Origin of the sequence: Affinundibacterium seohonense, assembly GCF_014284305.1 — a bacterium.
Classification (GTDB): Bacteria; Pseudomonadota; Gammaproteobacteria; order Burkholderiales; family Burkholderiaceae_D; genus Undibacterium; species Undibacterium seohonense.
On record NZ_JACOFW010000008.1, the window covers coordinates 64,647 to 90,576 of the forward strand.

General features: G+C 45.6%; 19 protein-coding genes. 6 read left to right on the forward strand and 13 right to left on the reverse strand.

Going from position 1 to position 25,930, the window contains the following annotated elements:
- Positions 1 to 14: 14 nt before the first annotated feature.
- Positions 15 to 1,601 (reverse strand): malate synthase A, encoded by a 1,587-nt coding sequence (aceB, locus tag H8K52_RS09310; RefSeq protein WP_186922629.1) that lies wholly within the window; start codon positions 1,599 to 1,601, stop codon positions 15 to 17.
- Positions 1,602 to 2,022: 421 nt separating this feature from the next.
- Between aceB and H8K52_RS09315 the strand changes: the two genes are divergently transcribed.
- A complete protein-coding gene (locus tag H8K52_RS09315; protein WP_186922630.1) occupies positions 2,023 to 2,931 on the forward strand; it encodes a LysR family transcriptional regulator in 909 nt (302 codons plus the stop codon).
- A gap of 78 nt (positions 2,932 to 3,009) precedes the next feature.
- Here H8K52_RS09315 and H8K52_RS21580 read toward each other — a convergent pair whose 3' ends face one another.
- Both H8K52_RS21580 and H8K52_RS09325 read right to left on the reverse strand, forming a co-directional pair.
- Positions 3,010 to 4,728: a methyl-accepting chemotaxis protein gene (locus H8K52_RS21580; protein ID WP_186922631.1), complete on the reverse strand. Its 1,719-nt coding sequence runs from the start codon at positions 4,726 to 4,728 to the stop codon at positions 3,010 to 3,012.
- Between the two features lie 244 nt (positions 4,729 to 4,972).
- Positions 4,973 to 5,176, reverse strand: coding sequence for a cold-shock protein (locus H8K52_RS09325; protein WP_186889194.1), 204 nt, complete (start codon positions 5,174 to 5,176; stop codon positions 4,973 to 4,975).
- Between the two features lie 317 nt (positions 5,177 to 5,493).
- Here H8K52_RS09325 and H8K52_RS09330 point away from each other — a divergent pair, with 317 nt between their 5' ends.
- Entirely contained in the window at positions 5,494 to 5,937 is a 444-nt protein-coding gene (locus H8K52_RS09330) for a hypothetical protein (protein WP_246464402.1), read from the forward strand.
- Positions 5,934 to 6,944, forward strand: coding sequence for a CapA family protein (locus tag H8K52_RS09335; protein WP_246464403.1), 1,011 nt, complete (start codon positions 5,934 to 5,936; stop codon positions 6,942 to 6,944). The genes H8K52_RS09330 and H8K52_RS09335 overlap by 4 nt, the downstream gene beginning before the upstream one ends.
- A gap of 89 nt (positions 6,945 to 7,033) precedes the next feature.
- Here the strand turns inward: H8K52_RS09335 and H8K52_RS09340 are convergent, their stop codons facing one another.
- The 5 genes from H8K52_RS09340 to H8K52_RS09360 all read right to left on the reverse strand — a co-directional run bounded on the left by H8K52_RS09340 (position 7,034) and on the right by H8K52_RS09360 (position 10,504).
- Positions 7,034 to 7,342 (reverse strand): 2Fe-2S iron-sulfur cluster-binding protein, encoded by a 309-nt coding sequence (locus H8K52_RS09340; RefSeq protein ID WP_343044172.1) that lies wholly within the window; start codon positions 7,340 to 7,342, stop codon positions 7,034 to 7,036.
- Positions 7,343 to 7,360: 18 nt separating this feature from the next.
- Positions 7,361 to 7,657 carry an SCP2 sterol-binding domain-containing protein gene (locus H8K52_RS09345; protein ID WP_186922632.1) on the reverse strand — a complete coding sequence of 99 codons (297 nt, stop codon included), beginning with the start codon at positions 7,655 to 7,657 and terminating at the stop codon, positions 7,361 to 7,363.
- A gap of 13 nt (positions 7,658 to 7,670) precedes the next feature.
- The gene (locus H8K52_RS09350) at positions 7,671 to 8,324 is read right to left on the reverse strand and encodes a class I SAM-dependent methyltransferase (RefSeq protein ID WP_186922633.1); all 654 of its coding nucleotides are present in this window, start codon (positions 8,322 to 8,324) and stop codon (positions 7,671 to 7,673) included.
- A gap of 74 nt (positions 8,325 to 8,398) precedes the next feature.
- Positions 8,399 to 9,340 (reverse strand): CysB family HTH-type transcriptional regulator, encoded by a 942-nt coding sequence (locus tag H8K52_RS09355; protein WP_186922634.1) that lies wholly within the window; start codon positions 9,338 to 9,340, stop codon positions 8,399 to 8,401.
- 174 nt (positions 9,341 to 9,514) lie between these two features.
- Positions 9,515 to 10,504, reverse strand: a complete 990-nt coding sequence (locus H8K52_RS09360) for a fumarylacetoacetate hydrolase family protein (protein WP_186922635.1) — start codon at positions 10,502 to 10,504, stop codon at positions 9,515 to 9,517.
- Between the two features lie 199 nt (positions 10,505 to 10,703).
- Between H8K52_RS09360 and H8K52_RS09365 the strand changes: the two genes are divergently transcribed.
- Positions 10,704 to 11,234, forward strand: a complete 531-nt coding sequence (locus tag H8K52_RS09365) for a GNAT family N-acetyltransferase (protein WP_186922636.1) — start codon at positions 10,704 to 10,706, stop codon at positions 11,232 to 11,234.
- Between the two features lie 78 nt (positions 11,235 to 11,312).
- On the opposite strand, the gene H8K52_RS09370 is transcribed toward H8K52_RS09365, so the two are convergent.
- Both H8K52_RS09370 and H8K52_RS09375 read right to left on the reverse strand, forming a co-directional pair.
- Positions 11,313 to 11,780 carry a cyanophycin metabolism-associated DUF1854 family protein gene (locus H8K52_RS09370; protein WP_186922637.1) on the reverse strand — a complete coding sequence of 156 codons (468 nt, stop codon included), beginning with the start codon at positions 11,778 to 11,780 and terminating at the stop codon, positions 11,313 to 11,315.
- Positions 11,781 to 11,782: 2 nt separating this feature from the next.
- Positions 11,783 to 14,047: a cyanophycin metabolism-associated ABC transporter gene (locus tag H8K52_RS09375; RefSeq protein WP_186922638.1), complete on the reverse strand. Its 2,265-nt coding sequence runs from the start codon at positions 14,045 to 14,047 to the stop codon at positions 11,783 to 11,785.
- Positions 14,048 to 14,463: 416 nt separating this feature from the next.
- Here H8K52_RS09375 and H8K52_RS09380 point away from each other — a divergent pair, with 416 nt between their 5' ends.
- Together H8K52_RS09380 and cphA are read left to right on the forward strand one after the other, a co-directional pair.
- Entirely contained in the window at positions 14,464 to 16,644 is a 2,181-nt protein-coding gene (locus tag H8K52_RS09380) for a cyanophycin synthetase (protein ID WP_186922639.1), read from the forward strand.
- 101 nt (positions 16,645 to 16,745) lie between these two features.
- A complete protein-coding gene (cphA, locus tag H8K52_RS09385; protein ID WP_186922640.1) occupies positions 16,746 to 19,316 on the forward strand; it encodes a cyanophycin synthetase in 2,571 nt (856 codons plus the stop codon).
- A 58-nt stretch (positions 19,317 to 19,374) separates the two neighbouring features.
- Here the strand turns inward: cphA and uvrB are convergent, their stop codons facing one another.
- The 3 genes from uvrB to H8K52_RS21810 form a co-directional block, all read right to left on the reverse strand.
- A complete protein-coding gene (gene uvrB / locus H8K52_RS09390) occupies positions 19,375 to 21,468 on the reverse strand; it encodes an excinuclease ABC subunit UvrB (protein WP_186922641.1) in 2,094 nt (697 codons plus the stop codon).
- A 143-nt stretch (positions 21,469 to 21,611) separates the two neighbouring features.
- On the reverse strand, positions 21,612 to 21,965 hold the full coding sequence (locus H8K52_RS09395) for a TFIIB-type zinc ribbon-containing protein (protein WP_186922642.1): 354 nt from the start codon (positions 21,963 to 21,965) through the stop codon (positions 21,612 to 21,614).
- A gap of 577 nt (positions 21,966 to 22,542) precedes the next feature.
- Positions 22,543 to 25,866, reverse strand: coding sequence for a S41 family peptidase (locus H8K52_RS21810; RefSeq protein WP_222613743.1), 3,324 nt, complete (start codon positions 25,864 to 25,866; stop codon positions 22,543 to 22,545).
- Positions 25,867 to 25,930 lie beyond the last annotated feature (64 nt).

A 25,930-nucleotide genomic window follows, 5' to 3' on the forward strand; every position in this document is an offset into this window, starting at 1 on the left:
AATTTCAACACAGATCAAACTTCTTCGTACAATGCCAAAGTCAAGAACTCTGCAAATTCATCGGAAGTCGACATTTGTTCAAAAATCTGTGCAGCCCTATCATAAGTGGCACCATCGCCGACCGATTGTTTTACTTTGAGCAGCTCCTCGGCACTCATCGCTCTTACCATTTCTGCCGTAATTTTACGGCCATCTTCCAACTGACCTTTGGCAGAACGTATCCATTGCCAAACTTGAGAACGGCTAATCTCAGCAGTGGCGGCATCCTCCATCAAATTATGAATTGGCACACATCCATTACCAGCTAACCAGGCACCGAGGTAGTGAATGCCAACATTGATGTTGTAACGCAGACCCGCTTCAGTGATTGGCGTTTCAGGCTGAAAATTTAACAAGTCACTGGCCGTCACTTCCACATCTGGACGTTGCTTACTAATTTGATTTGGCGCGTCGCCCAATACTTTTTTAAATTCAGCCATCGCCAAAGGCACCAGACCAGGATGAGCGACCCAGCCACCATCATAGCCATCGCTCGCATCGCGCGCTTTATCAATGCGCACGCCACTCATAGCAATGTCATTTTTCTCTGGATCGTTCTTAATCGGAATTAACGCCGCCATGCCACCAATTGCCGGCGCATGTCGTTTGTGGCAGGTTTTCAACAGGAGCAATGCGTAAGAGCGCATGAATGGCGCTGTCATGGTGACTTTCGCTCGATCAGCAAGGCAGAAGTCTCGATCATTTTTAAATTTCTTAATGCAAGAGAAAATATAATCCCAACGACCCGCATTCAATCCTGCACTATGCTCGCGCAATTCATACAAAATTTCATCCATCTCAAAAGCTGCGACAATGGTTTCAATCAACACCGTCGCTTTAATCGTGCCTTGTGGCAGACCCAACTCATTTTGCGTCATGACAAAAATGTCATTCCACAAGCGTGCTTCTAAATGGGATTCCATTTTTGGTAAATAGAAGTATGGCCCTGCACCTCGCGCAATTTGTTCTTTGGCATTGTGAAACATGAACAACGCAAAATCGAAAATGCCACCAGAAACGCGCTTGCCATCAACTAGCACGTGTTTTTCGTCTAAATGCCATCCTCGTGGTCGGACGACCAATGTCGCAATCTGATCATTGAGACGATACTGTTTACCATTCTGATCCAGACTAATAGTACGTCGCACAGCATCACGCAGATTGATTTGACCGGTAATCTGATTATCCCAATTTGGTGTATTAGAGTCCTCAAAATCCGTCATATAACTATCGGCACCCGAATTGAGTGCATTGATAATCATCTTGCGCTCGACTGGTCCAGTAATCTCAACCCGGCGACACTCCAATGCTTTTGGTATCGGTGCGATCTTCCAGTCACCCTGTCTGATCTCCGCCGTCTCAGCGAGAAAATCTGGACGTTCACCAGCATCCATACGCGCCGCACGTGCAACGCGCAGCGCTAACAATTCTTGTCGACGAATCTCGAATTGACGGCTGAGTTTAACCACCAAATTCAAAGCTTCCATCGTCAAGATGTCTTCGAACCCCGGTTGCATCGCACCAGTGATTTGCATACCTTCAGGTAATGTCATTTGTGTCATTGCTGCCTCACTATGTAAAATTGTCAAAAAATAAGTAAAAAACCGGTTCAATCATTGCACTGCACAATTTATTCTTTCTTGTTGATATTTGGCAGTAGAAGTGACTGTTTCATTCATAAATTTAAAATTTTTTTAAAAAAATCAAAAAAAACACATCAATATAGAAGTAACTGATTACTAGTTTCCCAGTATATTCAACATTCTTGCATACATAATGCTTCGTTTTATCACAGAATTTTTAACTTTTAGTCACAAATAAATCACAAACATCGCTTTATTGTTATTATTAGTAAAAAGACTTTGAAATTTTTATTACGAGTGGAGCCGTCAACATACGATCCGACATTGAATCGTAGCAAATTCAACAAAGCAGCAAGAACTTTGATTTTCCTAAAAAAAATAGCACTGGCGGAGACTAAACATGGATCAATTCAAACAAATTTCAACTTTTGCAGAAGTCGCGACTCGTGGTAGCCTTTCTGCCGCCGCCCGCGCAGAGGGGGTTGCACCCGCCATGATAGGCCGACGCTTGGATGCGTTAGAGGAAAGACTCGACGTTAAACTATTGCAACGCACCACCCGAAAAATCGCATTAACCATAGAAGGTGCTGCGTTCCTGGAGGATTGTCAGCGCATCTTGGCGGAATTAGAGGAAGCCGAAACATCGGTCTCAGAACGCAGTGCAAAAGCCAGCGGCCAACTGACGATCTCGGCTCCTGCGGGCTTTGGCCGGCAGCACGTGGCACCATTGATCCCGACTTTTTTGGCTGAGCATAAAGAAGTGAAACTCACCTTGAATCTCAATGACCGCGTTGTCGATTTGATTGGTGAAGGTGTTGACGTTGCCATTCGCATCGCCACCCTGTCAGACTCTAATCTCATCGGCGTCAAATTGGCAGACAACAAACGCGTCGTAGTCGCCTCACCTGATTATCTTAAACGACATGGCCGCCCGCAAACTCTAGATGACTTGCATCACCACAATTGCCTGACCTTTAGCAGCGACGGCAGTCAGCGCGGCTGGACATTTAAAGAAAATGGAAAAAATGTCCTGCGTAAAGTCGAGGGCAATATGGTTTGTAATGATGGTGCAGTTTTACACGATTGGGCCTTATCCGGAAAAGGCTTGGCTTGGCGCTCCATGTGGGAAGTTGGCAGTGAAATCGAGACTGGAAAGCTGGTCACGGTACTCGACGACTATAATGCGCCTGGCAATGATATCTACGCAATTTTTGCCCAGCGCCGCCACCTACCATTAAGAATTCGTGCGTTTGTTGATTTCTTGAGAACCGCTTACAGTCGACCAAACTATTGGCAACATAAAATCTAAGCGCAATTCATCTTTAGGTTCCGAGCAACAAAAAGGCGACCTCAAGATCGCCTTTTTTAGGACTACAGAATGGGCGCTTTAAAACTCTTCCCAATCTTGATCTGAAGCATTTTTCTTACTCGCACCTGATGACGCTGCGGGCTGATGCGCTAAGGATTTCATTGTGGATTTTTTCCCTGTTGGCTTAGAAGCTGGTTTTGCTTGCTTCGCTGCTTTTACCGCTGGCGAAGCACCTGAATGTTGTCCACGATCATTCGCATTCAGTTTAAAAATACTGACAGCTTGATTCAGATTATTTGCTTGGTCTTGCATGCTACCGGCTGCTGCAGCGGCCTCTTCAACCAAAGCCGCATTTTGTTGCACAGCTTCATCCATTTTGGAAATCGCAATATTCACCTGCGCAATACCATCGCTCTGTTCAACGCTAGCGGCAGTAATCTCAGCCATAATATCGGCAACACCTTTAATCGACACCACGATTTCATCCATGGTTTGTCCAGCATCGTCGACCAGCTTAGATCCAGCATCGACTTTGTTGACTGAATCATTAATTAATTCTTTGATTTCTTTTGCAGCACTCGCTGAGCGTTGTGCCAAACTACGAACTTCGGAAGCAACCACCGCAAAACCACGACCTTGCTCACCTGCTCGGGCCGCTTCTACCGCCGCATTTAAGGCCAAAATATTCGTCTGAAATGCAATACCATCAATCACGCCAATAATATCGACAATTTTCTTAGAACTGTCCTTAATCGAATTCATGGTGTGCACCACATCGCCCACCACTTGCCCACCCTTACTTGCCACGCCCGATGCTTTCAATGCCAAGGTATTCGCTTGACGTGCATTGTCTGCATTTTGTTGAACGGTAGAAGTGAGTTCTTCCATTGAGGATGCAGTTTCTTCCAAGCTGGCTGCTTGATTTTCGGTACGTGATGACAAATCCATATTGCCACTGGCGATTTCCTCTGATGACACCGCGATCGACGAACTACCTTGACGAACGACCGTGACAGTTTGCACAAGGTTTTGCCGCATGTTTTCTAAGCCAGTTAACAACTGTCCCATCTCATCATTGGATTTCGCTTTTATCTGTGTTGATAAATCACCGTTACCAATAGCCTCAAACTGCGTTAAGACAAACTGCAAAGGGTGTGAAATTGCTGCAAGCAAGAAATAAGCGGATATCGCGACTGCTAACAAACCAGCCAACACGCCAACAATATCGACCCACATAAACACTTTAAATGCTTGCTGACTAGCCTTCAGATGAGCCTCAGCTAACATAAACTGCATCGACTCTAACTTAATTATTTTTTGCGAATAGTTCTCATAGAGTTTGCCCATAGGCCCAGCATTAATTCTGTCGGCTTCTTCAACATTTCCAGCTTTGGTTGCCGCTAATGCTGGCAAGAATCCTTCTTTCAAAAACTTATCTAACAATTCTTTTGCTTCTGCGACCACTGGCTTCTCCCCCTCGGACATCGGGAGCTTCAGGAATTTATTCCAATCTTCAGAGGCATCGACCAAATAGCCATCAATGCGCTTAAGTGTCTCAGCGTTATTAGCCATGTCTGGATGCGCAATCGCCCGATCCAGTAAAACACGAGCGCGTAGGTAGGTTACTCGTGAGTCAGACAGACTTTGCATCGACGGCATTTGGACGGCAAATAATTCGCTGATAATTGCATTGCTGTTTTTAACGCCCCAGATTCCCATCAATCCACCGACGATCAACATGATGCCCATCACGGTCATCGTGGCAATCAATCTGAACTTAATTGTTACGTTAAACATATGTTTATCTCCAAATAAAGGAAGGCGGCCGGATGCCCACCGTAATTCTTGTCAGAATAATGCAGTTGCCAAAAATCAACTTTGATTTAGCATAAATTCAGTATAAATAGCTTTCGTTCAATTCGGAAGAGATATTGCCTAAATTCAATTGAAAAATAATGCAAAATAAAAGAAAGCAACAAAAAAAAACCCGACCATACGGTCGGGTTTTTTATGACTTTAACTAGCCAAACAAATTATCTAATTAGATAGCTTGAATGTTCGATGCTTGTTTGCCTTTAGGGCCTGTAGTCACGTCGAAAGAAACGCGTTGGTTTTCTTTCAAAGACTTGAAGCCTGCTGATACGATTGCTGAGAAATGTGCGAACAAATCTTCGCCGCCTTCGTCAGGAGTAATGAAGCCGAAACCTTTAGAATCATTAAACCATTTTACAATACCTGTTGCCATTACAATTTCCTATTTCAGTTAATGTGGGCATATGCCCGATAAATCGTTTCAACCAAGCAAGAAATGACAGACTGATACTGCACTGCTACCTAGAATCTCAACGATAGCCCTGATTATACGCATAATTTCTAAAGAAAGTAAATTTTAAATTGAAAGCAGGCTATTTCGTGGTGTTTTGATCCTGTTTGCTTTCTATGCGAAATTTAAGCTGACTTTACAAGGCTTTGTTTTTTCAATACGTTAGGCAAGATTTTCAATGCTAGTTTTTTTAGGAGCTGGCCACTACACTAGCGCCTTATTCCACTCCAGTGACGAACATGAAAATTCACCTAATGAATTGCCGCAGCAGAAATACCATGCTTCTATTGGCGACATTAATGACAGGGCTGACATCGCATACAGAAGCATCAACAAAGCTTGCGCAACCACTTTTGCGCTGCGAAGTGACTTATGCAGGTAGCACGCACACAATTGAGACGACAATTACCAGCAATCCCTATCTCGCTCCTTTACATGACATTGGCGGTCGCTTTTATTTCAAAGCGGTGATGGCAGGTAACGGTAGCAAGCTTGACTACATCAAACTCTATGCCTATTTACAAGGGAGCGACGTGGATATTCCAATTCATCAAGCGAGCTATAAGAATCCAATTCACGTCAGTAAAGCGATGAAGGCAATAACACCTATTAACTATCTGTATGCAGGAGAAGTTGAACGTGAGTTGCAATATCAATGCTTTTTAGGATGGAATCAGAAATGAACAAAATAATTCTCAAGCTGATGACCATACTTACATGCAGCCTCTTCTTTCCGGCCTCTGCGCAAACACTGGCCCCAATATCGCAAACCTCAAAGCAGGTCAGTATCTTGTTTGTCGGCGATATGGTTTTAGACGATCTTCCAGGCAAGGCAATCGAGCAAGGAATTGACCCGTTCTCTGCATTTGAAAAAATATTTCATAGCGCGGATATTCGTGTTGGCAATTTAGAGTGTGTAATTGCAACGACGGGCAAAGCAACGGAGAAGAATTTTACGTTTCGTGCACACCCTCGTGTCATTCCTTTATTGAAGAAACACTTCGACGCGATTTCGATAGCCAACAACCATTCAGGTGATTATGGACCCGCAGCTTTTAATGAAATGTTGACACTTCTTACCGAACAAAAAATGCCTTATTTTGGCGGCGGCAATAATCTCAATGAAGCCCATCGCCCACACATCATAGAGAAAAATGGTTTACGTATCGCATTGTTAGGCTACGATGAATTTATGCCACGCAGTTTTGAAGCGAACGTGAATAAAGCTGGCGTAGCCTGGAGCGAAGATGAACAGGTGGTTGCCGACATCAAACGAGCACGTCAACAATATCGCGCCGACATCGTGATTCCTTTCATGCATTGGGGTTGGGAAAATGAAATGACAGCAAATAAGCGCCAACGTGAATTGGCGCGCTTAATGATAGATGCTGGTGCAGATGCCGTTGTTGGTGGTCACCCCCATGTGATTCAAGATACAGAAACTTACCAAGGCAAACCGATTATTTACAGCATCGGCAACTTCATGATTGATGCGGTCGATAACGAAGCGCAAACACTAGGCTGGGCGATTCGCTTGCATATCGATCAGCATGGTGTAAAGGCATGGGACACAAGGATGGCAAAAATAAACACTGAAGGAATTCCCAGCCCAATACCGGAAGCTAATAGCGCATGTTGGAGCAAAAAAACTGGCGTACTTGGCACATGTAAAAATGCTGAACTGAAGTAAGTTTGATCGCAGTTGAAAACCGATAGTCACGTTGATTCGACAATATCTCAATGACTATCGGTACTCGATATTATTTCATTTGAATCTTTCTAGGCTGAACTTAACACGAGTTTGTCTATAATCAGCTCACTCAAAGGGGTGGCAACACAAGGCAAAATATAGCCGTCGGCTTTCTCATCAAAACTAAGCCCCGGCCACTCCACCTGATAATTTACTTGCCCACTTTGCAAATGACACATGCAAGTTCGGCAAGTTCCATTCCGACACGAAGCAGTAATCGCCACACCAGATCGTAATGCGGCATGCAAGACTGTTTCATTTGCCGCACATTGGAACTCAATATCATGCTGCTCGAATCGAATTCGATATTGCGGGCTTGGTGAACTATCGTCGGACACGAGATGCTCAAGAAAAAATTAAAGGACTTTTTGCAAACGCATCGCGATGCTCATGTCACCTGCGAGTTTGAGCTTGCCGCTCATAAACCCATTCACGGGATTTAACTCACCTGCCAATAGGGCAACTAAATCAACGAGCGAAAGGGTGACAGTGCAATCTGCCTCTCCGCTCTGATTATCTACCACATGCGGACGTGCGATCGCATCGACAAATATCACACCATCATCACCGCAATCAAATTTAAGACGTGCATTCAAACTACTATTTTCGCCTAATTTATTTCTGATTTTTTCTGTGCAAATTTCCAGCGTCATCTCTCAACTATCCTTATTTCAATACACACGTCAACATCCAGAAAAATTCATTACGACTAACACGAATATCACGCGCGATCGTGGCGAATTTCTTCTTCAAGTAACTGTCAGTCGGGAAATTCTTAATGACTTCCACTCGCGTACCATCAGGTAGTTCGCGAATTTGATAGGTGTTACCGTCGCTATCGGTGCGGGCTGTAGGCCGCGTAAAGTCCTCAACGACATTATCGTCAATCAACACAACCAAACCGCCAGATCCTGCAGCCTTACGTATATTTTTGAACGCGGAATCATATTCATCACGACGAACATGCGACCACATTCCAGCTGCGAAACAAGCATTAAATTTCTGATCAGCAGGCAACTGCAAATCATGCCAATCAGCAATCGCAAAATTCACTTTATCCTCTGGGTAATCATGATCTTGCGCCAGATCTAGCATCGCCTCATTGATATCAGTTGCCAATACCGATTTGGCTGATTCCGCAATGTGCTGAGTCCAAAAACCAGAACCACATCCAAGCTCTAATACATCACGATCGGCTAGAGCTTCTGCTATATGCTCCGCAGCTGCGTAAGCGTCTTCTTCCAAATCTGGTTCCTGGTACTTTTCATCAAAGCTCTCAGCGCATTGCGCATAATAATCGGCTAGTGCTTCACGCTTCATTTCATTCTTTCGGGTAAAAATTATTCAAAAATTTGATTGTGATCGATGTTTGTTAGAGGAGGACTAATGACGCATTAAAGATCGTAGCTATCTTTACCACCCTGCATGACTTGATCAATCAATTTGCGATTCATCGTCGGTGACAACATCTCAATAAATGTGTACATATACGTACGTAAATAGGCACCCTGCCGAACAGCAACGCGGGATACATTCATACCGAACAAGTGCCCTACTGGAATCGTTCGCAAATTTTGGTCGCGCTCGGCATCAAAGGCCATGCCGGCAATAATGCCCACGCCCATGCCAAGTTCAACATAAGTCTTAATTACGTCAGCATCGATGGCTTCTAATAGAACGTCAGGCTTTAAATGACGCACTTCGAATGCATGATCAATCTTGCTGCGACCAGCAAATGCCGCATCGTAAGTAATCAAAGGGTACTTAGCAATTTCCTCAAGCGTGATCGACTTTAGTTTCATTAATGGATGATCTGGGGGCACGACCACCACATGCTCCCATTGGTAGCAAGGCATGGAAACCAGGCCATCGACACTGGTAATCGCTTCGGTCGCAATTGCGATATCCGCTTGATCGCGCATCACCATTTCTGCAATTTGTTTTGGACTACCTTGCAGCAAGGATAAGCGCACTTTGGGGTACTTTTGCATGAAGGCCTGTACTAACTTTGGCAAGGCATAGCGAGCTTGTGTGTGTGTCGTCGCTATCGTAAAACTACCGCTGTCTTGCGCCGCAAATTCTTTCCCGATGCGCTTTAAGCCATCGATCTCCTGCATGATCATCTCAACTGACTTTAATACTGCACGACCTGGCTCTGTCAAGCCACGAATACGTTTACCGTGGCGGGCAAAAATATCAACACCTAGCTCTTCTTCTAACTCAATAATCGCCTTGGAAACGCCAGGCTGTGAAGTGAACAAGGCTTTTGCAGCCTCGGTTAGATTGAAATTTTGTCTGACGGCTTCGCGAACGAAACGTAATTGATGAAGATTCATGCAGGCATCCTTGAGTCAGAGTAGCGTTAACGATTTCTACTTATCGGACATAAAGACGCATTTCTTTATATGATAAATATTAACTTTACTCAGTTTATATAACTTTAACAGTATATAGACTCAAGGAATGAATTTCTAGGAAAAATCAACTATTCGACAAAAAAACGTGAATCTTCAGCTTTTTGCGTACTCCACCACGCTTTGTTCGATCGCACCAAAAATCGACTTGCCATTTTTATCCAACATTTCGATACGAATTTTGTCACCAAATTTCATAAACTCCGTGGTCGACGCACCATCAGCGATCATCTCTAAAGCACGCTTCTCGGCGATACAACTGTAACCTTTTTTGGGGTCTTTATTAGAAACGGTCCCAGACCCAATAATCGTACCCGCGCGCGCATTGCGCGTTTTACATAGATGGGTGATTAACTGCGGAAAGGAAAACACCATATCCACGCCGGCATTCGGCTGCCCGACCAATGTTTCGTTCCAGGTTGAACGCAAAGCCAAATGGACTTTGCCGTCTTTCCAAGCCTCACCCAATTCATCTGGTGTGACTGCAACTGGTGAAAAACTCGATGCAGGTTTCGATTGAAAAAAACCAAAGCCTTTTGCCAGTTCGGCAGGAATTAAATTACGCAAAGAGACATCATTTACCAACATCAGCAAACGTATGTGTTCACTGGCATGTTGCACTTTCACGCCCATAGGCACATCGCCAGTCACCACCGCGATTTCACTTTCAAAATCGATTCCCCACTCTTCAGACAGCAGCTCAATATCGTCCATTGGACCGATAAAATCATCACTTCCACCTTGATACATCAGAGGATCATGCCAAAAACTTTCGGGCATATCCGCATTGCGGGCCTTCCTCACCAGCTCGACATGATTGACATAAGAAGAACCATCCGCCCATTGAAATGCCCGTGGCAATGGCGCCATACAATTCTTTGCATCAAAGTCAAAACTATTGATGCCACGTCCAGCGTTCAAACGTTCGTAGACTTCGTTCAATTGCGGCGCGATGAAATTCCAATCATCCAGAGCGTGCTGCAGAGTGGCGGCAATCCCATCGGCAACTTGTGCAGTTTTCAAATCACGCGAAACAACTAACAACTGTCCATCACGAGTACCGTCTTTAAGTGTGGCTAATTTCATAGCGAAAGCAATTCAATAAATGTTAATCAAATAATTAGGAATGACGAGTTGGCAAATTACCGACTCTAATTGCAGTATTTTACCGCGTGGAGGATGTTGGTTTTCGGTAAGCATGCAATAAATCGATTTTGGAAACAAATAAGTCTGTGTATGATCTTTTCCAAATATGGAATACCGCAAATAGGAAAAACCAAAATAAATGACACAACACGAGATTCCGACCGAAACTATTTTTGAAACACAACGTTTGCGACTCAGAATGTTAAACGCCGAGGACGCACGTTTCTACTTGCGTTTGGTCAACGACCCCAGCTTTATCGACAATATTCGCGACAAAGGCATACGCACGATCGCTGAAGCAGAAATTGCCATCCAAACTGGTCATCGTGATGTTCAGTTGAGGATGGGCTTCAGTTTGTACCTAGTTGAGCGGAAAGTCGATCAGCGAGCGATTGGCCTGTGTGGATTAGTAAAACGTGACGACTTATCTGGCATTGATATTGGCTATGCCTATCTTCCTGAATTTGGCCGACAAGGCTTTGCATACGAAGCCAATCAGGGTCTGCTTCACTATGCAAAAAATACGCTACATTTGCAGGAACTACTGGCAATCGTCTCGCCACATAATTTGGCATCGTGCCAGCTTTTGGAAAAACTAGAATTTCAATTTCAGAAAAATATTGAATTGAAAGTCGGTGACGTCGTAAAGCTATTCCAGCGTAAGCTATAAAGTATGCACGCTGTCGAGATCAACAAAATCTGATGACGACAGCGACAAATCAACAACACGTAAACAAATCTCGACGAATCAAAGAAATCTGTCCAAAATTTTACGGCTATGTTTATCGATTTCAAACATATTGCGAATCAAAAAATGAATGCCGTGATTGTCTGAGATCAATAATGATTCTTTTCCGATGCGACGAATATCTTCATCGCCTTTCAATACAAAATTAGTATCACCACGATCTGTTTTTACTTGCCAGGTGCAGGGTGTGGAAAAACTTGTAACACTAAGAATTTTAGAAATTTCAGGCATGAATTCTCGCCCTTCCAATTCCTCATCAATTAGTTCACGTATTGCCGATGGCAAATCGGACAAATGATCGATCCATGCGACTTCTGCACCATTTTCTTTGACCAAAGAGATACCATCACTCGGCGACTGAATTGGGAAAGCGCGGACTGGACGCACATCTACATGCTCAATACCATCAACATCTGTCAGTACCAATTGTCGAAAATTGTTACGCTTTAATTGAAATGCAGTCGTCATATTTATTCACCTCCCACAGCCAGCGCGGCAGCATTGCGTGCCTGCGCTTCATACAATTTAAAATATGCGCCCTTTTTCGCCATCAAGTCATCGTGACTGCCAACTTCGACCACTTCACCACGATCCAACACAACCAAACGATCGGCCTTATGCAAAGTCGAAAGACGATGCGCAATCGCAATCGTTGTGCGGCCTTTTACCAAGTTGTCGAGTGCTTTTTGAATTTCTTTTTCGGTCTCGGAATCGACTGACGACGTGGCCTCATCCATGATCAAAATACGCGGATCAATCAACAAAGCTCGTGCAATCGAAATGCGTTGGCGTTCACCACCAGACAAACCTTGTCCGCGCTCACCGACCATAGAATCGTAACCCTGTGGCAAACGCAAAATAAATTCATGGGCATGGGCAGCGCGCGCCGCAGCGATAATTTCCTCACGCGTCGCGTCTGGCTTGCCGTAAGCAATATTGTCAGCGATCGTGCCGAAGAACAAGAAAGGTTCTTGCAAAACTAAGCCGATATTGCTGCGATAGTCGGCGACTGCAAATGAGCGAATATCCACACCATCCAACAAAATCGCACCTTCGGCCACGTCGTAAAAACGGCAAATCAAATTGACCAAAGTACTTTTACCAGAGCCGCTATGTCCAACGAGGCCGATCATCTCACCAGGTTGAATATTCAGATTCACATTACGATTAACAGCACGGTTACCGTAACGGAAGCCGACTTCTCGCAATTCGATCTGTCCTTTCACTTCGTTGATCTTCACCGGATTTTGCGGTTCTGGGACACTGGAAACATGATCAAGAATATCAAAGATACGTTTGGCGGCAGAAGCCGATTTTTGCGTCACGGAAACGATACGACTCATAGAGTCAATGCGCCCGTAAAAGTTGCTAATAAACGCAACGGCAGAAACCAAAGCACCGACAGTAATTTCACTATGCGACACTTGCCAGATACCAAATCCCCACACCACCAAAATACCAATATCAGTTAGAAAAGACACAATCGGTGAAAACAAAGACCAAACTTTGTTCAACTTATCATTGACCGCCAGATTATGTTTATTCGCCTCACGGAAACGCGAAGCCTCACGCTTTTCCTGGGCGAAGGCTTTGACAACCCGGATACCCGGAATGGTATCTGCCAGGACATTGGTCACCTCGCCCCAAACCCGGTCGATCTTTTCAAACCCTGTACGTAAACGATCGCGAACCAGATGGATCGCCCAAGCAATCAAAGGTAATGGCAGCAAGGTGACCAGAGCCAGTTTGGTATTGATTTGCAATAAGAAGATTGCCGTCATAATAAACATCAAGACGTCAGTGGCAAAATCTAATAGGTGTAAAGACAAATAAACACAGATTCGATCACTTTCACTACCAATACGCGACATCAAATCGCCCGTACGCTTGCTACCAAAATATTCTAAAGAAAGTTTCAGCAAATGTTCATAGGTGGCGGTACGCAAATCCGCACCGATGCGCTCAGATACTAAGGCCAAAATATAGGTTTTACCCCAGCTCAATAACCAGGCCAACACCGCAGCACCAAATAAACCACCAATATAAGTGGCGACCAGCGTGGGGTCGACATGTTGTCCATTCTGGTACGGAATTAATACTTCATCCGTTAGTGGCTTGGTTAAGTAGCGCGGAATCATATGTGCGGCTGTACCTAATAGCATCAGGGTAAACCCGATAGCCAATGGCACTTTATAGGGGCGAGCAAATCGCCACAGGCGAAACAAAGTCCAAGTTGACGGCGGTGTGTGAATCACCTTGGTGCAGACTGGGCACTCTTCCTGATCGGGTTCCAAAATCGCTTTACAACTAGGACAAACATTTTGTTCTATTTTTTCCGCAGATTTTCCAGTCAAATGCTCTTGCTGTTTTTCACGAAAAGCATCCATGAATCGAATGACCAATAGATTCTGACCCAGAGTGAAACGCCAATGCGCTAGAAGTTGAGCATCATCGAATAATTCGAGATGACCAACGCCAGCATGATCGTGATGCCGCATTTGCAGACCTGGTGCAAAGTTCCAACTTTGCCACCGAGTATCATCCGGCGCTTTAGACAATACGCGCTGACTAGTCACGACGATCAAGCCTTGCTCAAAACGCAGCTTGGCATTGAGATCTATTTCAACCACGTTGATTACAATTTCATCTTGCACTAATTGCAAAGTCAATTCATGGCGCCATGCCTCAGGCAAATTCGACAATGAATTCGCGATCGCTACTGGTGATGTTGTCATCGTAAACTGAACTCCAAAGGTGAGTATTCTGAGTAAGACCAGAAACTCCACAAAAATTAAAAAAACCGCTTTTTTTCAATACCGACGGGTAAATTAGAAGCGTAATCGCCAATAAACTTTCACAAAACGCTAGGAGATTGCATCAAGCTATATCACTGTAACGATAATTTACGGTATTCTGTCGACAGGGAAACAAGATCATGGAGATTATCTGTTTTTGTCATTGGTAAGAAGTATACCAGCAAGACTATTTGAGATATTTTCAATTTTGCTGAATTTAACAATGCCTTTGTCAGCCTGCGGCGCGTTCTTGGCGTTAAACAGCAACAACGCATACTAGCGGATATAAGCAGATTTAATCCCAACAAAAATTGAAGCGAATAGATACTTCACTATTCAATAATAAATTGACATTCATGACTACAAAAAAGAAAGACATCACGCCGCTCCGTATCTCGCATCTTCGCGGACCGAATATTTGGACGTATCGTCCGGTGATTGAAGTTTGGCTAGACATCGGCGAATTCGAACAACTCCCTTCCAATAAACTACCTGGCTTATACGAACGTCTAACAGCACGTTTGCCTGGCTTATTACAACATCGTTGTGGTGTTGGTGAAATTGGCGGTTTTCTTGAACGTTTAAAAGAAGGCACGTGGGTTGGTCATGTCCTTGAACATGTTGTTCTCGAATTACAGAGTATGGCCGGTATGCGTACCGGTTTTGGCCAGACCAGATCAACCTGTGTCGAAGGCGTGTATAAGATGGCCTTTCGTACCCGTCAAGAGCAAGTTGGGCGTGCCGCACTGACAATGGGACGCGATTTGTTGATGGCTTTAATTGAAGATCAAGCTTACGATTTTGACGCTGAGCTCGAAAAATTATGTGATATGGTGGACTCATTATGCCTCGGCCCAAGTACCGCGCACATCGTTGATGCAGCCACCGATCGCAATATTCCATCCATTCGCTTAACCGAAGGCAATTTAGTTCAACTCGGTCATGGTGCAAGCCAGCGACGCATCTGGACCGCGGAAACTGATCGCACCAGCGCAATTGCGGAAAGCATTGCCAGCGACAAAGATATGACGAAATCTCTGCTGAAAGCTTGCGGCGTTCCAGTTCCTGAAGGCAGCTTAGTCCGCAGTGCAGAAGAAGCATGGGAAGAAGCACAAGATATCGGATTACCAGTTGTGATTAAGCCCTATGATGGCAACCACGGTCGTGGTGTCACCTTGAATTTGATGACTCAAGAAGATGTCATCGCTGCCTATGATATTGCAGCGCATCAAGGTGATAGCAAAAGCGTCATCGTCGAACGCTATATTGTCGGAGATGAACATCGCTTATTAGTCGTTGGTAATAAAATGGTCGCCGCAGCCAAAGGAGAATCTTTGTGGGTTGTTGGCGATGGCAAATCCACTGTCAAGGAATTGGTTGAACAACAAATCAATACCGATCCAAGACGCGGTGAGACAGAAGAATTTCCATTAGGATTGGTAAAGCCAGACCAAAGTGCTGAGATTATCTTAGATTTAAAACGCCAGGGCATGACTTCTGATTCAATCCCAGCTGCGGAACAAAAAGTCTTGATTCAGCCAAATGGCAACGTCGCAATTGACGTGACAGACGAGGTTCATCCTGAAAATGCCCGCCTAGTGGCGTTGGCGACTCGAATTATTGGTTTAGATATCGCTGGTATCGATTTAGTCTGTGAGGACATTTCGCGACCATTGCAAGAGCAAGGTGGCGCGATCATCGAAGTCAACGCTAGCCCTGGTTTGCTTTCTCATTTAAAACCAGCGGTTGGTACACCACGCGATATCGGTGGCGCGATTATTGAACACTTGTTTGGTACAGAAGATAACGGCCGTATGCCGATTATCGGTATTGCTGGTAGTAAAGGCACGAGCTTAATCGCCCGCTTGGTCGGAAGTATGCTTAGCATGGAAGGACACTATTCTGGTGTCGCCTGTGCAGATGGTCTCTACCTGGACTTACGTCAAGTTGTCAAAACCGACTGCACCGCCTGGAATGCTGGCCAACGACTGCTTTTGAATCGCAATGTGCAAGCCGCAGTTTTTGAGACCAATGCCAAACGCATTTTGAGTGATGGTCTAGCGTATGACAAATGCACTATCGGTGTCGTAACTGACCTAGAGGGTCACGGTGAACTGACCGACTTTTACATTACCGAAGCAGAACAGATGTTCAAAGTAATGCGGACGCAAATTGATGTTGTTCTACCGCACGGCTGCGCAGTCATTAATGCAGCCATTTCAGAAGCAGACTCCTTGGCAGAGCTATCTGATGGCGAAGTCATTTTCTATGGCACATCTACCCATAACGCGGCGATCTGCAAACATTTGCAATTAGGAAAACGTGCGGTCTTTCTGCGCGATGATGACATCATTCTCGCAACGGGCAACGACGAACAGAAATTACTCGCGTTGTCTGCACTAAAGGCGTCTAAAGCAGAACAGCCGGAAACGATTATGGCTGCCGTTGCTGCGGCGTGGGCATTGAATGTTTCACCAGACATCATTGCCGCGGCCTTAAGAAATTTTGATTCTAATCCACCAAAAAAACACTATTAAAACCCTGGCTCAGACCGCTGCTGACATGACTCACGTAGTTTTGTTCAACTGATCGTCACAGACATTTTGGGCGGAATCGCCACTAGATAGGATAAAGGTTTATGGAAGTTTCACGAATCAGGGCTTTACGCGGCCCTAACCTCTGGAGTCACCACACAGCGGTAGAGGCAATCGTACGTTGCACACCAGAAGAATTATCAATTAGCGAAATTTCTAATTTTGAATCGCGCTTACGCGCGCTATTTCCGGAAATTGGACCGTTACAAGCCACCGGACACGATGATGCTATTCCGCTAGCAAGAGTATTTGAATTAGCAACGCTTGCATTGCAAGCCCAAGCCGGTTGCCCTGTCACATTCAGTCGCACGACACCAACTTTAGAGGATGGAATTTTTCAAGTCGTGGTCGAATATTCGGAAGAAGACGTTGGTCGCTTAGCATTCGATTTCGCTGAAAAACTTTGTAATGCTGCGCTCACCGACACTAGCTTTGATTTAAGTTCAGCCTTGCATGATTTACGCGAACTCGACGAAGATTTACGTTTGGGACCATCGACAGGCTCCATCGTTTATGCCGCAGTTGCCCGTAACATTCCTTATCGCCGCTTGACCAGCGGTAGCCTAGTGACGTTTGGATGGGGCAGCAAGCAACGCAAAATTCAAGCGGCTGAAATGGATGGCACTAGCGCCATCGCCGAAGCCATCGCACAAGATAAAGAACTCACCAAAACTTTGCTCGACGCCGCAGGCGTGCCAGTCCCTCTGGGTCGTACTGCGATCGATGTGGAAGACGCTTGGAATATTGCTTTAGAAATTGGCTTACCAGTAGTCGTTAAGCCTAAAGATGGCAATCAGGGTAAAGGCGTCACCGTCAATGTCACGACGCGTGAACAATTAGAAGCTGGCTATGCTGCGGCTTGTGAGTTCCGCGATGACATTTTGGTCGAGCGCTACTTACCCGGCAATGATTTCCGTCTGCTGGTCGTTGGGAATAAATTGGTCGCTGCGGCACGCCGTGATCCGCCACAAGTCGTTGGCGATGGCACACATTCAGTGCGCGAATTGGTTGAACAAGTCAACAAAGATCCACGTCGCGGCAGCGGCCATGCAACGTCTTTGACCAAAATCAGATTTGATGATATTGCTTTGGCAAGCTTGGCTAAACAAGGTTACGACGCCGACTCAGTGCCAACTAAAGGCACACGCGTCGTCTTACGTAACAATGCCAACCTGTCGACCGGTGGCTCGGCCACCGATGTCACCGACGACGTCCATCCAGAAGTCGCCGCTAGGGCGGTCGCTGCGGCACAAATGGTGGGTCTTGACATTTGCGGCGTTGACGTCGTGTGCGATAGTGTCTTAAAACCGATCGAAGAGCAAAATGGCGGCGTGGTTGAAGTCAATGCCGCACCTGGTTTGCGTATGCATCTCTCGCCTTCATTCGGCAAAGGTCGTGCCGTCGGCGAAGCAATTGTCTCTGCCATGTTCGCTGATGGTGACGATGGCCGTATTCCTATCATTGCGGTAACGGGTACCAATGGCAAAACGACGACTGTCCGTCTAATCGCGCATTTATTGACCGCCAGTGGTTTGCGCACTGGCATGACCAACACCGATGGCGTGTATGTCGAAGGTCGTCAAATTGACAGTGGCGATTGTAGTGGCCCACGCAGTGCACGTAATGTTTTGTCGCATCCAGATGTCGATGCAGCCGTGTTTGAAACTGCCCGTGGCGGAGTCCTTCGCGAAGGTTTGGCTTATGATCGCTGCAAAGTGGCTGTGGTCACCAACATTGGCTCTGGCGATCATTTAGGTTTGAATTACATCACCACAGTAGAAGATCTAGCCGTATTAAAACGGGTAATCGTACAAAATGTCGCCGAGAATGGTGTTGCTGTCTTAAATGCCGCCGATCCTATCGTCGCTGGCATGGCTAGCAATTGCACTGGTTCTGTCACCTTCTTTGCAGTCGACAGCCACTTACCCATCATGGCAGCACACCGCGTCAAAGGTCATCGCGTCGTCTACATTGAAAACAATGAACTAGTTGCGGTAGAAGGTAAGCTGACACAGAGAATTCCACTGTCAGAGGTTCCAATTACTCGCAACGGAACAATCGGCTTCCAGGTCGAAAACGTTATGGCTTCAGTGGCTGCCGCTTGGGCCAATAATATTAGTTGGGATGCGATTCGTACTGGTTTAAAAACTTTTATGAATGATAGCGACAATGCGCCAGGACGCTTCAATGTCTTCAATTATCGCGGTGCGACTTTGATAGCCGACTACGGTCACAATCCAGATGCGATCACCGCTTTAGTTCAGGCCGTCGAAAGCATGCCTGGAAATCGTCGCTCAGTCGTTATCAGTGGCGCGGGTGACAGGCGTGATCAGGATATTCGTCAGCAAACGGAGATACTCGGCAATGCCTTCGATCAGGTCATTTTGTACCAAGATCAATGTCAGCGCGGTCGTGCTGATGGCGAAGTTGTAGCCTTGCTGCGCTCAGGATTAGCGAATGCTAAACGTACTACCGACATCCAAGAAATCAATGGCGAATTTATCGCAATTGATACAGCATTATCAACTTTGGGTGAAGGTGACCTGTGTTTGATCTTGATCGATCAAGTGGAAGAAGCTTTAGCGCATATTGCCAAGCGAATCGCTGAAGGCTAAATTTTTCACTCTATAAAAAAAGCCGGAGTTTTCCGGCTTTTTTTATTCGCAATGCGTTTCAACGCCCAAGAATAGAAGCCACATTATCATGGCCACCCGCACCAAATAATTGTTCCTTCAATACCGCTAATTGATCACGCACTTTTGCAGCCTGCTCAAACTCCAAATTCTTTGCATGATCGAGCATCAGTTTTTCTAAACGCTTAATTTCTTTACTGATCTGCTTCTCGCTCATCGCTTCGTACTTCGCCTGCTCTTGCGCTACCATCAAATCATCCCGTGCACCCTGTGGATTGTAGACGCCATCGATGATGTCCTTAATCTTCTTATTGATTCCTGTCGGTGTAATATTATTTGCCGTATTAAAAGCGATTTGCTTAGTGCGGCGACGCTCGGTTTCATCGATAGCACGCCGCATAGAATCCGTGACACGATCCGCATACAAAATTGCAGTGCCGTTTAAGTTACGCGCAGCACGACCGATCGTTTGAATCAAGCTACGTTCAGAGCGCAAAAAGCCTTCTTTGTCAGCATCTAAAATCGCCACCAAAGACACTTCAGGCAAATCCAGACCTTCACGCAGCAAGTTAATCCCCACAAGTACATCAAATGCACCGAGACGCAAATCGCGCAGAATTTCGACCCGCTCCACGGTATCAATATCGCTATGTAAATAACGAACCTTCACGCCGTTATCACTCAAAAATTCGGTTAATTGCTCAGACATACGCTTGGTTAAAGTCGTCACTAAAACCCGTTCATTCAATTTCACACGCAAGGTAATTTCATTCATCAAATCGTCAACTTGCGTCATGGCTGGACGCACTTCGATGCGTGGGTCCACTAGGCCTGTTGGGCGCACCACCTGCTCCACTACTTGATCCGCGTGCTGTTTTTCGTATTCCGCTGGGGTGGCGGAAACGAAGATAGTCTGGCGCATCTTGCTTTCAAATTCCTCGAACTTAAGTGGGCGATTATCCAAAGCAGAAGGCAGACGAAAACCGTAGTCAACCAAGTTCGTTTTGCGTGAGCGGTCACCGTTATACATGGCATTGAGCTGCCCTGTCAGCACATGCGATTCATCTAGGAACATCAGGGCATCAGAAGGCAAATAATCAACCAAAGTCGGTGGTGGATCGCCAGGTTTAGCGCCGCTCAAATGGCGTGAGTAATTTTCGATACCTTTGGTAAAGCCAATCTCCGCCATCATTTCTAAATCAAAGCGCGTGCGTTGTTCTATGCGCTGTTCTTCGATTAATTTATTTTCACGGCGATAGAATTCGAGACGCTCGCGTAGCTCAATCTTAATTGTCTCGATTGCGCGTAAAACAGTCTCGCGCGGCGTTACATAATGCGAACCCGGATACACGGTAAAGCGTGGAATTTTTTGTTTAACGCGTCCAGTCAAAGGATCAAATAAAGCAATACTTTCAACTTCATCATCGAACATTTCCAAACGTACTGCTAACTCCGCATGCTCGGCAGGAAAGATATCAATCGTATCGCCGCGCACGCGGAAAGTACCCCGTCCAAAATCGACTTCATTACGTGTATATTGCATTTGAATCAAACGGGCAATCACATCGCGCTGACTAAGTTTATCCTTGGCACGCAAGGTCAAGATCATTTTATGATATTCGTTAGGATTACCAATACCGTAAATCGCCGAGACGGTCGCGACGATAATCACATCGCGTCGTTCCATCAAGGATTTGGTGCAAGATAATCGCATTTGCTCTATGTGTTCATTGATCGCTGAATCTTTTTCAATAAACAAATCGCGCTGCGGCACATAAGCTTCGGGCTGATAGTAGTCGTAGTAGCTGACGAAATACTCTACCGCATTGCGCGGGAAAAATTCTTTGAACTCACTGTAAAGCTGTGCCGCTAAGGTTTTATTCGGCGCAAAAATAATCGCAGGTCGTCCAGTGCGTGCGATAACATTCGCCATCGTGTAAGTTTTACCAGAACCGGTGACGCCCAATAGGGTTTGAAAAAATAAACCATCATTGATTCCCTCAACCAATTGCGCGATCGCTGCCGGCTGATCACCCGCGGGTTCAAATATTTGACATAGCTGGAAAGGCGAATCGGGAAAAGTCACGAACTTCGCTTCAACTTCGTCGGGAACAACAGAGATTAAGTCACTCATGGAAAACCTTAGGGAATGTCGATGCAATCAAGATGCAATGTATAACTTATCTTAACACGACCAGAAAAGTCTAATCATTATCAGCACCAAATCACACCTTACCCCCCAAGTACGGCTCATGTATTTTTAACGACTGACAAATCTCAGTCAAAGTCGAACAGCTCGGACAAGAAACCTTCTTTTTTCTTCTTGTAATGCCCACTATGTGAGTGTTGAGGTTGACTATAGCCAGAATGCTGTCTTTGCTGCTGTGGATAATGCGTTTGCGTTTGATGTTGTGGCTGCGCCTGTGGTTGTGGATAAGCGGGCGCTTGAACCTGCACCGCACTCTGCGTCTCAGTTTTAGGCAGCGGTGCGACCACACCAGAACGTTCGATGATTTTATCTAGCTCACCTCTATCTAACCAGACACCGCGACATTGCGGACAATAATCAATCTCAATGCCTTGCCGTTCAGACATCAACAAGTTTGAATTTTCACATACAGGACATTTCATAATAGGCTCTCTCGCTGCGTAGTTAATCTCGAAAACCACAAGCCTCGACAAATCGACATTGATATCACGCCAAATTCATCGACTTAGGGGTGGCAGCATTTTATGCGTTTTAAGGTCTAACACATCACTGTTTGCGTGGTAAAAATTAAGCTGATTTACCGTGAGAAAAACAAAGTCTCAGGAAACATAGCTTAGGTTCAGCCAGCGTCAATCACCGTTTGGCCAAGTCGCCACCACTGAATAAACCAGACCCTGCGCCGGATCTTGTAGCCTGCGAGTGTGAATATTGACAAATCCAATATCACACAACAGAGGTTCGACTTCATCAGCATCGCACAAAGTAAAGCCGTGTACATGACCTAGCCATTGCTATTTTTTCTAACCATCGTGCAGTAAAAAAAACGCCCAAACCAACCGGATGGGCGTGCCAACTAATGTGATAAAATTTTTACAACAATTAGTTTTCTCTCAAATATTTTCTTAAATTGACGTTAAAAAATAGAAAACTTTAACTCTCTTCAAATGCGGTTAGGTCATATTGACAATCTAAGAGTACAAACTTACAAATTTCTGAAAATCACTGCCCCAACTTTTTAGGCATAGGCGGCGCGACTCGCAATTTACGATCCTGGTAAGTTTTTAGTCTTTCCGTCACATCCTTAATCGCTGCATCGAGTTGTGGATCTTTACCTTGATTGACTTCGAGTGGGTCGAGGTCAACATCGATATCTGGTGCGACGCCTTCATTTTCTATGCGCCATTCATTGTCTGGCGTAAAAAAGCGGAAGAACGGGACGACCAAATTACCGCCATCAATTAGATTGGGATTCGCAGAAATGCCGATTAATCCACCCCATGTACGTTTGCCGATCAGCGTACCTAGTTGTAGGCGTTTAAATGCATACGGTAAAAAATCACCTCCTGACCCCGCATCCTGATCGATTAACATCGCTTTCGGACCGTAGATCGCAGCACCTGGCGTTTCGTAAATCATGCCGTCACGATCTTTCCAGCCTGCCAGATAGGGACGACTGAGTACGTCGGTGATGTAGTTAGCGGCTTGCCCACCGCCGTTACGACGCTCGTCCACGATCAGCGCAGATTTCTCGGCTTGTGCGTAGAACATACGATTGAAGTATTGATAGCCTTCGCCACCGGTATTTGGCAAATACACGTAAGCGACTTTACCGTCAGTTTTCTTTTGCACATAGTCGCGGTTTTTTTCTACCCAATGCCACTGACGCAAATCAGCTTCACTGGCGATCGGTTGCACGATCACTTGATGGGTCGCTTTCGTATTCAGATCACGCATCACTGTCAGGCTCACTTGCTTGCCCACGGTATTTTCTAAGAGTGAATACAGATTCGTTTTCGCATCTAAGGTTTTGCCATCTATTGCGACAAGATAGTCGCCCTCTTTCACATCTAAGCCTGGCACTGCTAATGGTGCTGGTGAAAATGGACTCCATCGATCGCCTTTGAAAATCGTTTTGATTCGTATACGACCATTTTCAAAACTAAAATCTGCACCTAATAAACCGACAGCGACCGGCGTTTCTTGATGGACATCACCACCACCTACACGATTGTGACCGACTTGTAATTCACCAATCATTTCCACCATTAAATCATTCAAATCTTCCCGACGTTGCACATGTTTAAGCAAGGCGTGATAGCGTTGATAAATGCCGTCCCAATCAATGCCATGCAGATTGGCGTCATAGAAAAACTCTTTCTGCATCCACCAGGTTTCATTAAAAATTTGCTCCCATTCGGCGCGTGAATCAACCCGCATTTTAAGGCCGCCTAAGTTAATCGCTTTTGGTTCAATCTTTTCTGAAGCATCCGCGATTTCTAATTTGGCACCTGAAGATTGCAACAGCAGTTTTTTTCCGTCTGCACTTAAGTTGTAATTGTTAATCCCCGCCTTAACTAGCTTGGCCTTCTTTTCTTCCGCATTAAAACGCATCAAATTCGCGTTGTTAGGACTACGCTCTGCAGGTGGTTCATTGCTGATGCCTGGTTGTGGACGCTCTAAGAAAAATAAACCGCCGTCATTGGCTACGCTTAAGGAACCGTTATTCCGTTCTGCGATCGGCAGAGCGACGATACGTTGCTGTATGCCCGCCAGATCAATTTTGGTCGCCTTCACAGGCTTAGCTACTTCATCTTTTTTACTCTCATCTTTTTTGGCATCCGTAGTCGCCACATCGGGTTTTGCATCTGCCTTCGTCTCCTTTTTGATGTCTTCATCACCGTTTTTTGGCAAGAGCGGTGACTTGCCGTCAGCCGACAGCACGACCGCATAAATACCATTACGCAAAGGGCGTTCTTGGCTAGACATATCGAGGCCAACATGAGTCGGACCAGCATTGGTCGAGGCGGTGAAATACAGATAGTCGCTAGGCGCAAAGGCAGGATTGCCTGCATCGCTTAAGCCATCGGTGATCATCGTGGCTTTGCCTGAATTCATGTCGTAGAGCTTGATCTGCGAAAAGTGATTGGCACCGCTCACGGTATAAGCTAGCCAACGACTATCACTGGAGAAGGATGTATTGAATTCTGCGCGGCGCTGGCTTTCATCAATCTTAGTGATTTTTCCTTGCCCAATATGTAAAGAAAATAGTTGTAAATGATTGTCTTGAAACACAATGATCTGGCTATTGGGCGACCAATCTAACAACGTAAAGTAGCCCGTTTTACCTAAAGAAAAAATCTTCGGCGTCTCGTTTCCAAGCTGATCACGTATGACGATCTTGTGTTCCAGCCCGGCATCCGACACATAGGCAATGCTTTTCCCATCTGGACTCCAGATCGCATCTTTCTCACGCACACCCGAAGTTTCCGTCAAATTACGAATCGAGCCATCCTTAACCGGCACCGTAAACACCTCACCGCGCGCGGTAACAAGGACGCGCTTTCCGGTCGGTGACAGACTAGCCGATGTCATCTGCGGCGCCGTATCTTTCCACTGCGGGCGGACTTGATTAGCTTGACTAGTTTGACTGCTCAAATCAATAGACAAAGTCTTAGTTTTACCGCTGACGCTATCATATTCTTTCAACACACCACCAGCTTCGTAGACCACACTCTTATCGTGTGCACTCATGCTACGAATATCCCACAGATTTTCTTTGCTTATCTGCTTAAGGCCTTTGCTTTTACGATCGTAGCGAAACAGATTGGCAGCGCCATCATTACGATCAGAAATGAAGAACACATCATCGCCAACCCACACTGGTGATTTGTCACTGGCGTTCTCGTGCGGGATTTTTTCTAATTTCTTGCCTGCCAGATCGATGATCCAAATTGGTGGCGTCGTTCCGCCGCGATGTTGACGCCAACCACTGGTTCCCGCATACGCCTGCGGAAAAGGTCGATAGGCCAGCAGTTTGCCATCCGCCGACCAATTGCCTTCAAAGGCAATGGCGTCCATCACTTTTTGTTCATGCCCACCGTCGACACTCACCTCATACAAATGGGTACTGCGACTAACGCCAATTTCACGACCAGATGAGAACAATACACGCTTACTATCAGGACTCCACCCAACAACAACATCAGCGCCCGGATGCCAACTTAAGCGACGTGCCTCACCGCCCTTCGCTGGCATCACATACACATCGGTATTGCGATCATACGATGCAGAAAATGCCAGCCATTTTCCATCTGGTGAAAAGGTCGGAGCAAACTCTGCTGCTGGATGTTGGGTTAAGCGTGCAGGATTTTTGCCATCGCGATCCGCCAACCAGATGTCGCCGCCGTACACGAATGCTAGGTGATCACGCGAGACACTGGGTTGGCGTAGTAATTGAGTTTCGGCATAAGCCGCACTTGTGATAAAAAAACTACTTAATATCATGCTGATGCTTGTTTTTTGAAGCAGAGAAAAAATAGGCACAAAACTCTCCTTGGAGGATAGAAAGTAAATTAGGACATAGTATTAATCAATACTGCTATTCATC

Excerpts from the sequence above, each read along its gene's own strand:
- H8K52_RS21580 (WP_186922631.1), bottom strand. The coding sequence starts at position 4,728 with ATGTTTAACGTAACAATTAAGTTCAGATTGATTGCCACGATGACCGTG.
- H8K52_RS09325 (WP_186889194.1), bottom strand. The coding sequence starts at position 5,176 with ATGGCAACAGGTATTGTAAAATGGTTTAATGATTCTAAAGGTTTCGGC.
- H8K52_RS09345 (WP_186922632.1), bottom strand. The coding sequence starts at position 7,657 with ATGACGCTGGAAATTTGCACAGAAAAAATCAGAAATAAATTAGGCGAA.
- H8K52_RS09365 (WP_186922636.1), top strand. The coding sequence starts at position 10,704 with ATGACACAACACGAGATTCCGACCGAAACTATTTTTGAAACACAACGT.
- aceB (WP_186922629.1), bottom strand. The coding sequence starts at position 1,601 with ATGACACAAATGACATTACCTGAAGGTATGCAAATCACTGGTGCGATG.
- H8K52_RS09375 (WP_186922638.1), bottom strand. The coding sequence starts at position 14,047 with ATGACAACATCACCAGTAGCGATCGCGAATTCATTGTCGAATTTGCCT.
- H8K52_RS09380 (WP_186922639.1), top strand. The coding sequence starts at position 14,464 with ATGACTACAAAAAAGAAAGACATCACGCCGCTCCGTATCTCGCATCTT.
- H8K52_RS09330 (WP_246464402.1), top strand. The coding sequence starts at position 5,494 with ATGAAAATTCACCTAATGAATTGCCGCAGCAGAAATACCATGCTTCTA.
- H8K52_RS09395 (WP_186922642.1), bottom strand. The coding sequence starts at position 21,965 with ATGAAATGTCCTGTATGTGAAAATTCAAACTTGTTGATGTCTGAACGG.
- H8K52_RS09355 (WP_186922634.1), bottom strand. The coding sequence starts at position 9,340 with ATGAATCTTCATCAATTACGTTTCGTTCGCGAAGCCGTCAGACAAAAT.
- cphA (WP_186922640.1), top strand. The coding sequence starts at position 16,746 with ATGGAAGTTTCACGAATCAGGGCTTTACGCGGCCCTAACCTCTGGAGT.
- H8K52_RS09370 (WP_186922637.1), bottom strand. The coding sequence starts at position 11,780 with ATGACGACTGCATTTCAATTAAAGCGTAACAATTTTCGACAATTGGTA.
- H8K52_RS09315 (WP_186922630.1), top strand. The coding sequence starts at position 2,023 with ATGGATCAATTCAAACAAATTTCAACTTTTGCAGAAGTCGCGACTCGT.
- H8K52_RS09335 (WP_246464403.1), top strand. The coding sequence starts at position 5,934 with ATGAACAAAATAATTCTCAAGCTGATGACCATACTTACATGCAGCCTC.
- H8K52_RS09360 (WP_186922635.1), bottom strand. The coding sequence starts at position 10,504 with ATGAAATTAGCCACACTTAAAGACGGTACTCGTGATGGACAGTTGTTA.
- uvrB (WP_186922641.1), bottom strand. The coding sequence starts at position 21,468 with ATGAGTGACTTAATCTCTGTTGTTCCCGACGAAGTTGAAGCGAAGTTC.
- H8K52_RS09350 (WP_186922633.1), bottom strand. The coding sequence starts at position 8,324 with ATGAAGCGTGAAGCACTAGCCGATTATTATGCGCAATGCGCTGAGAGC.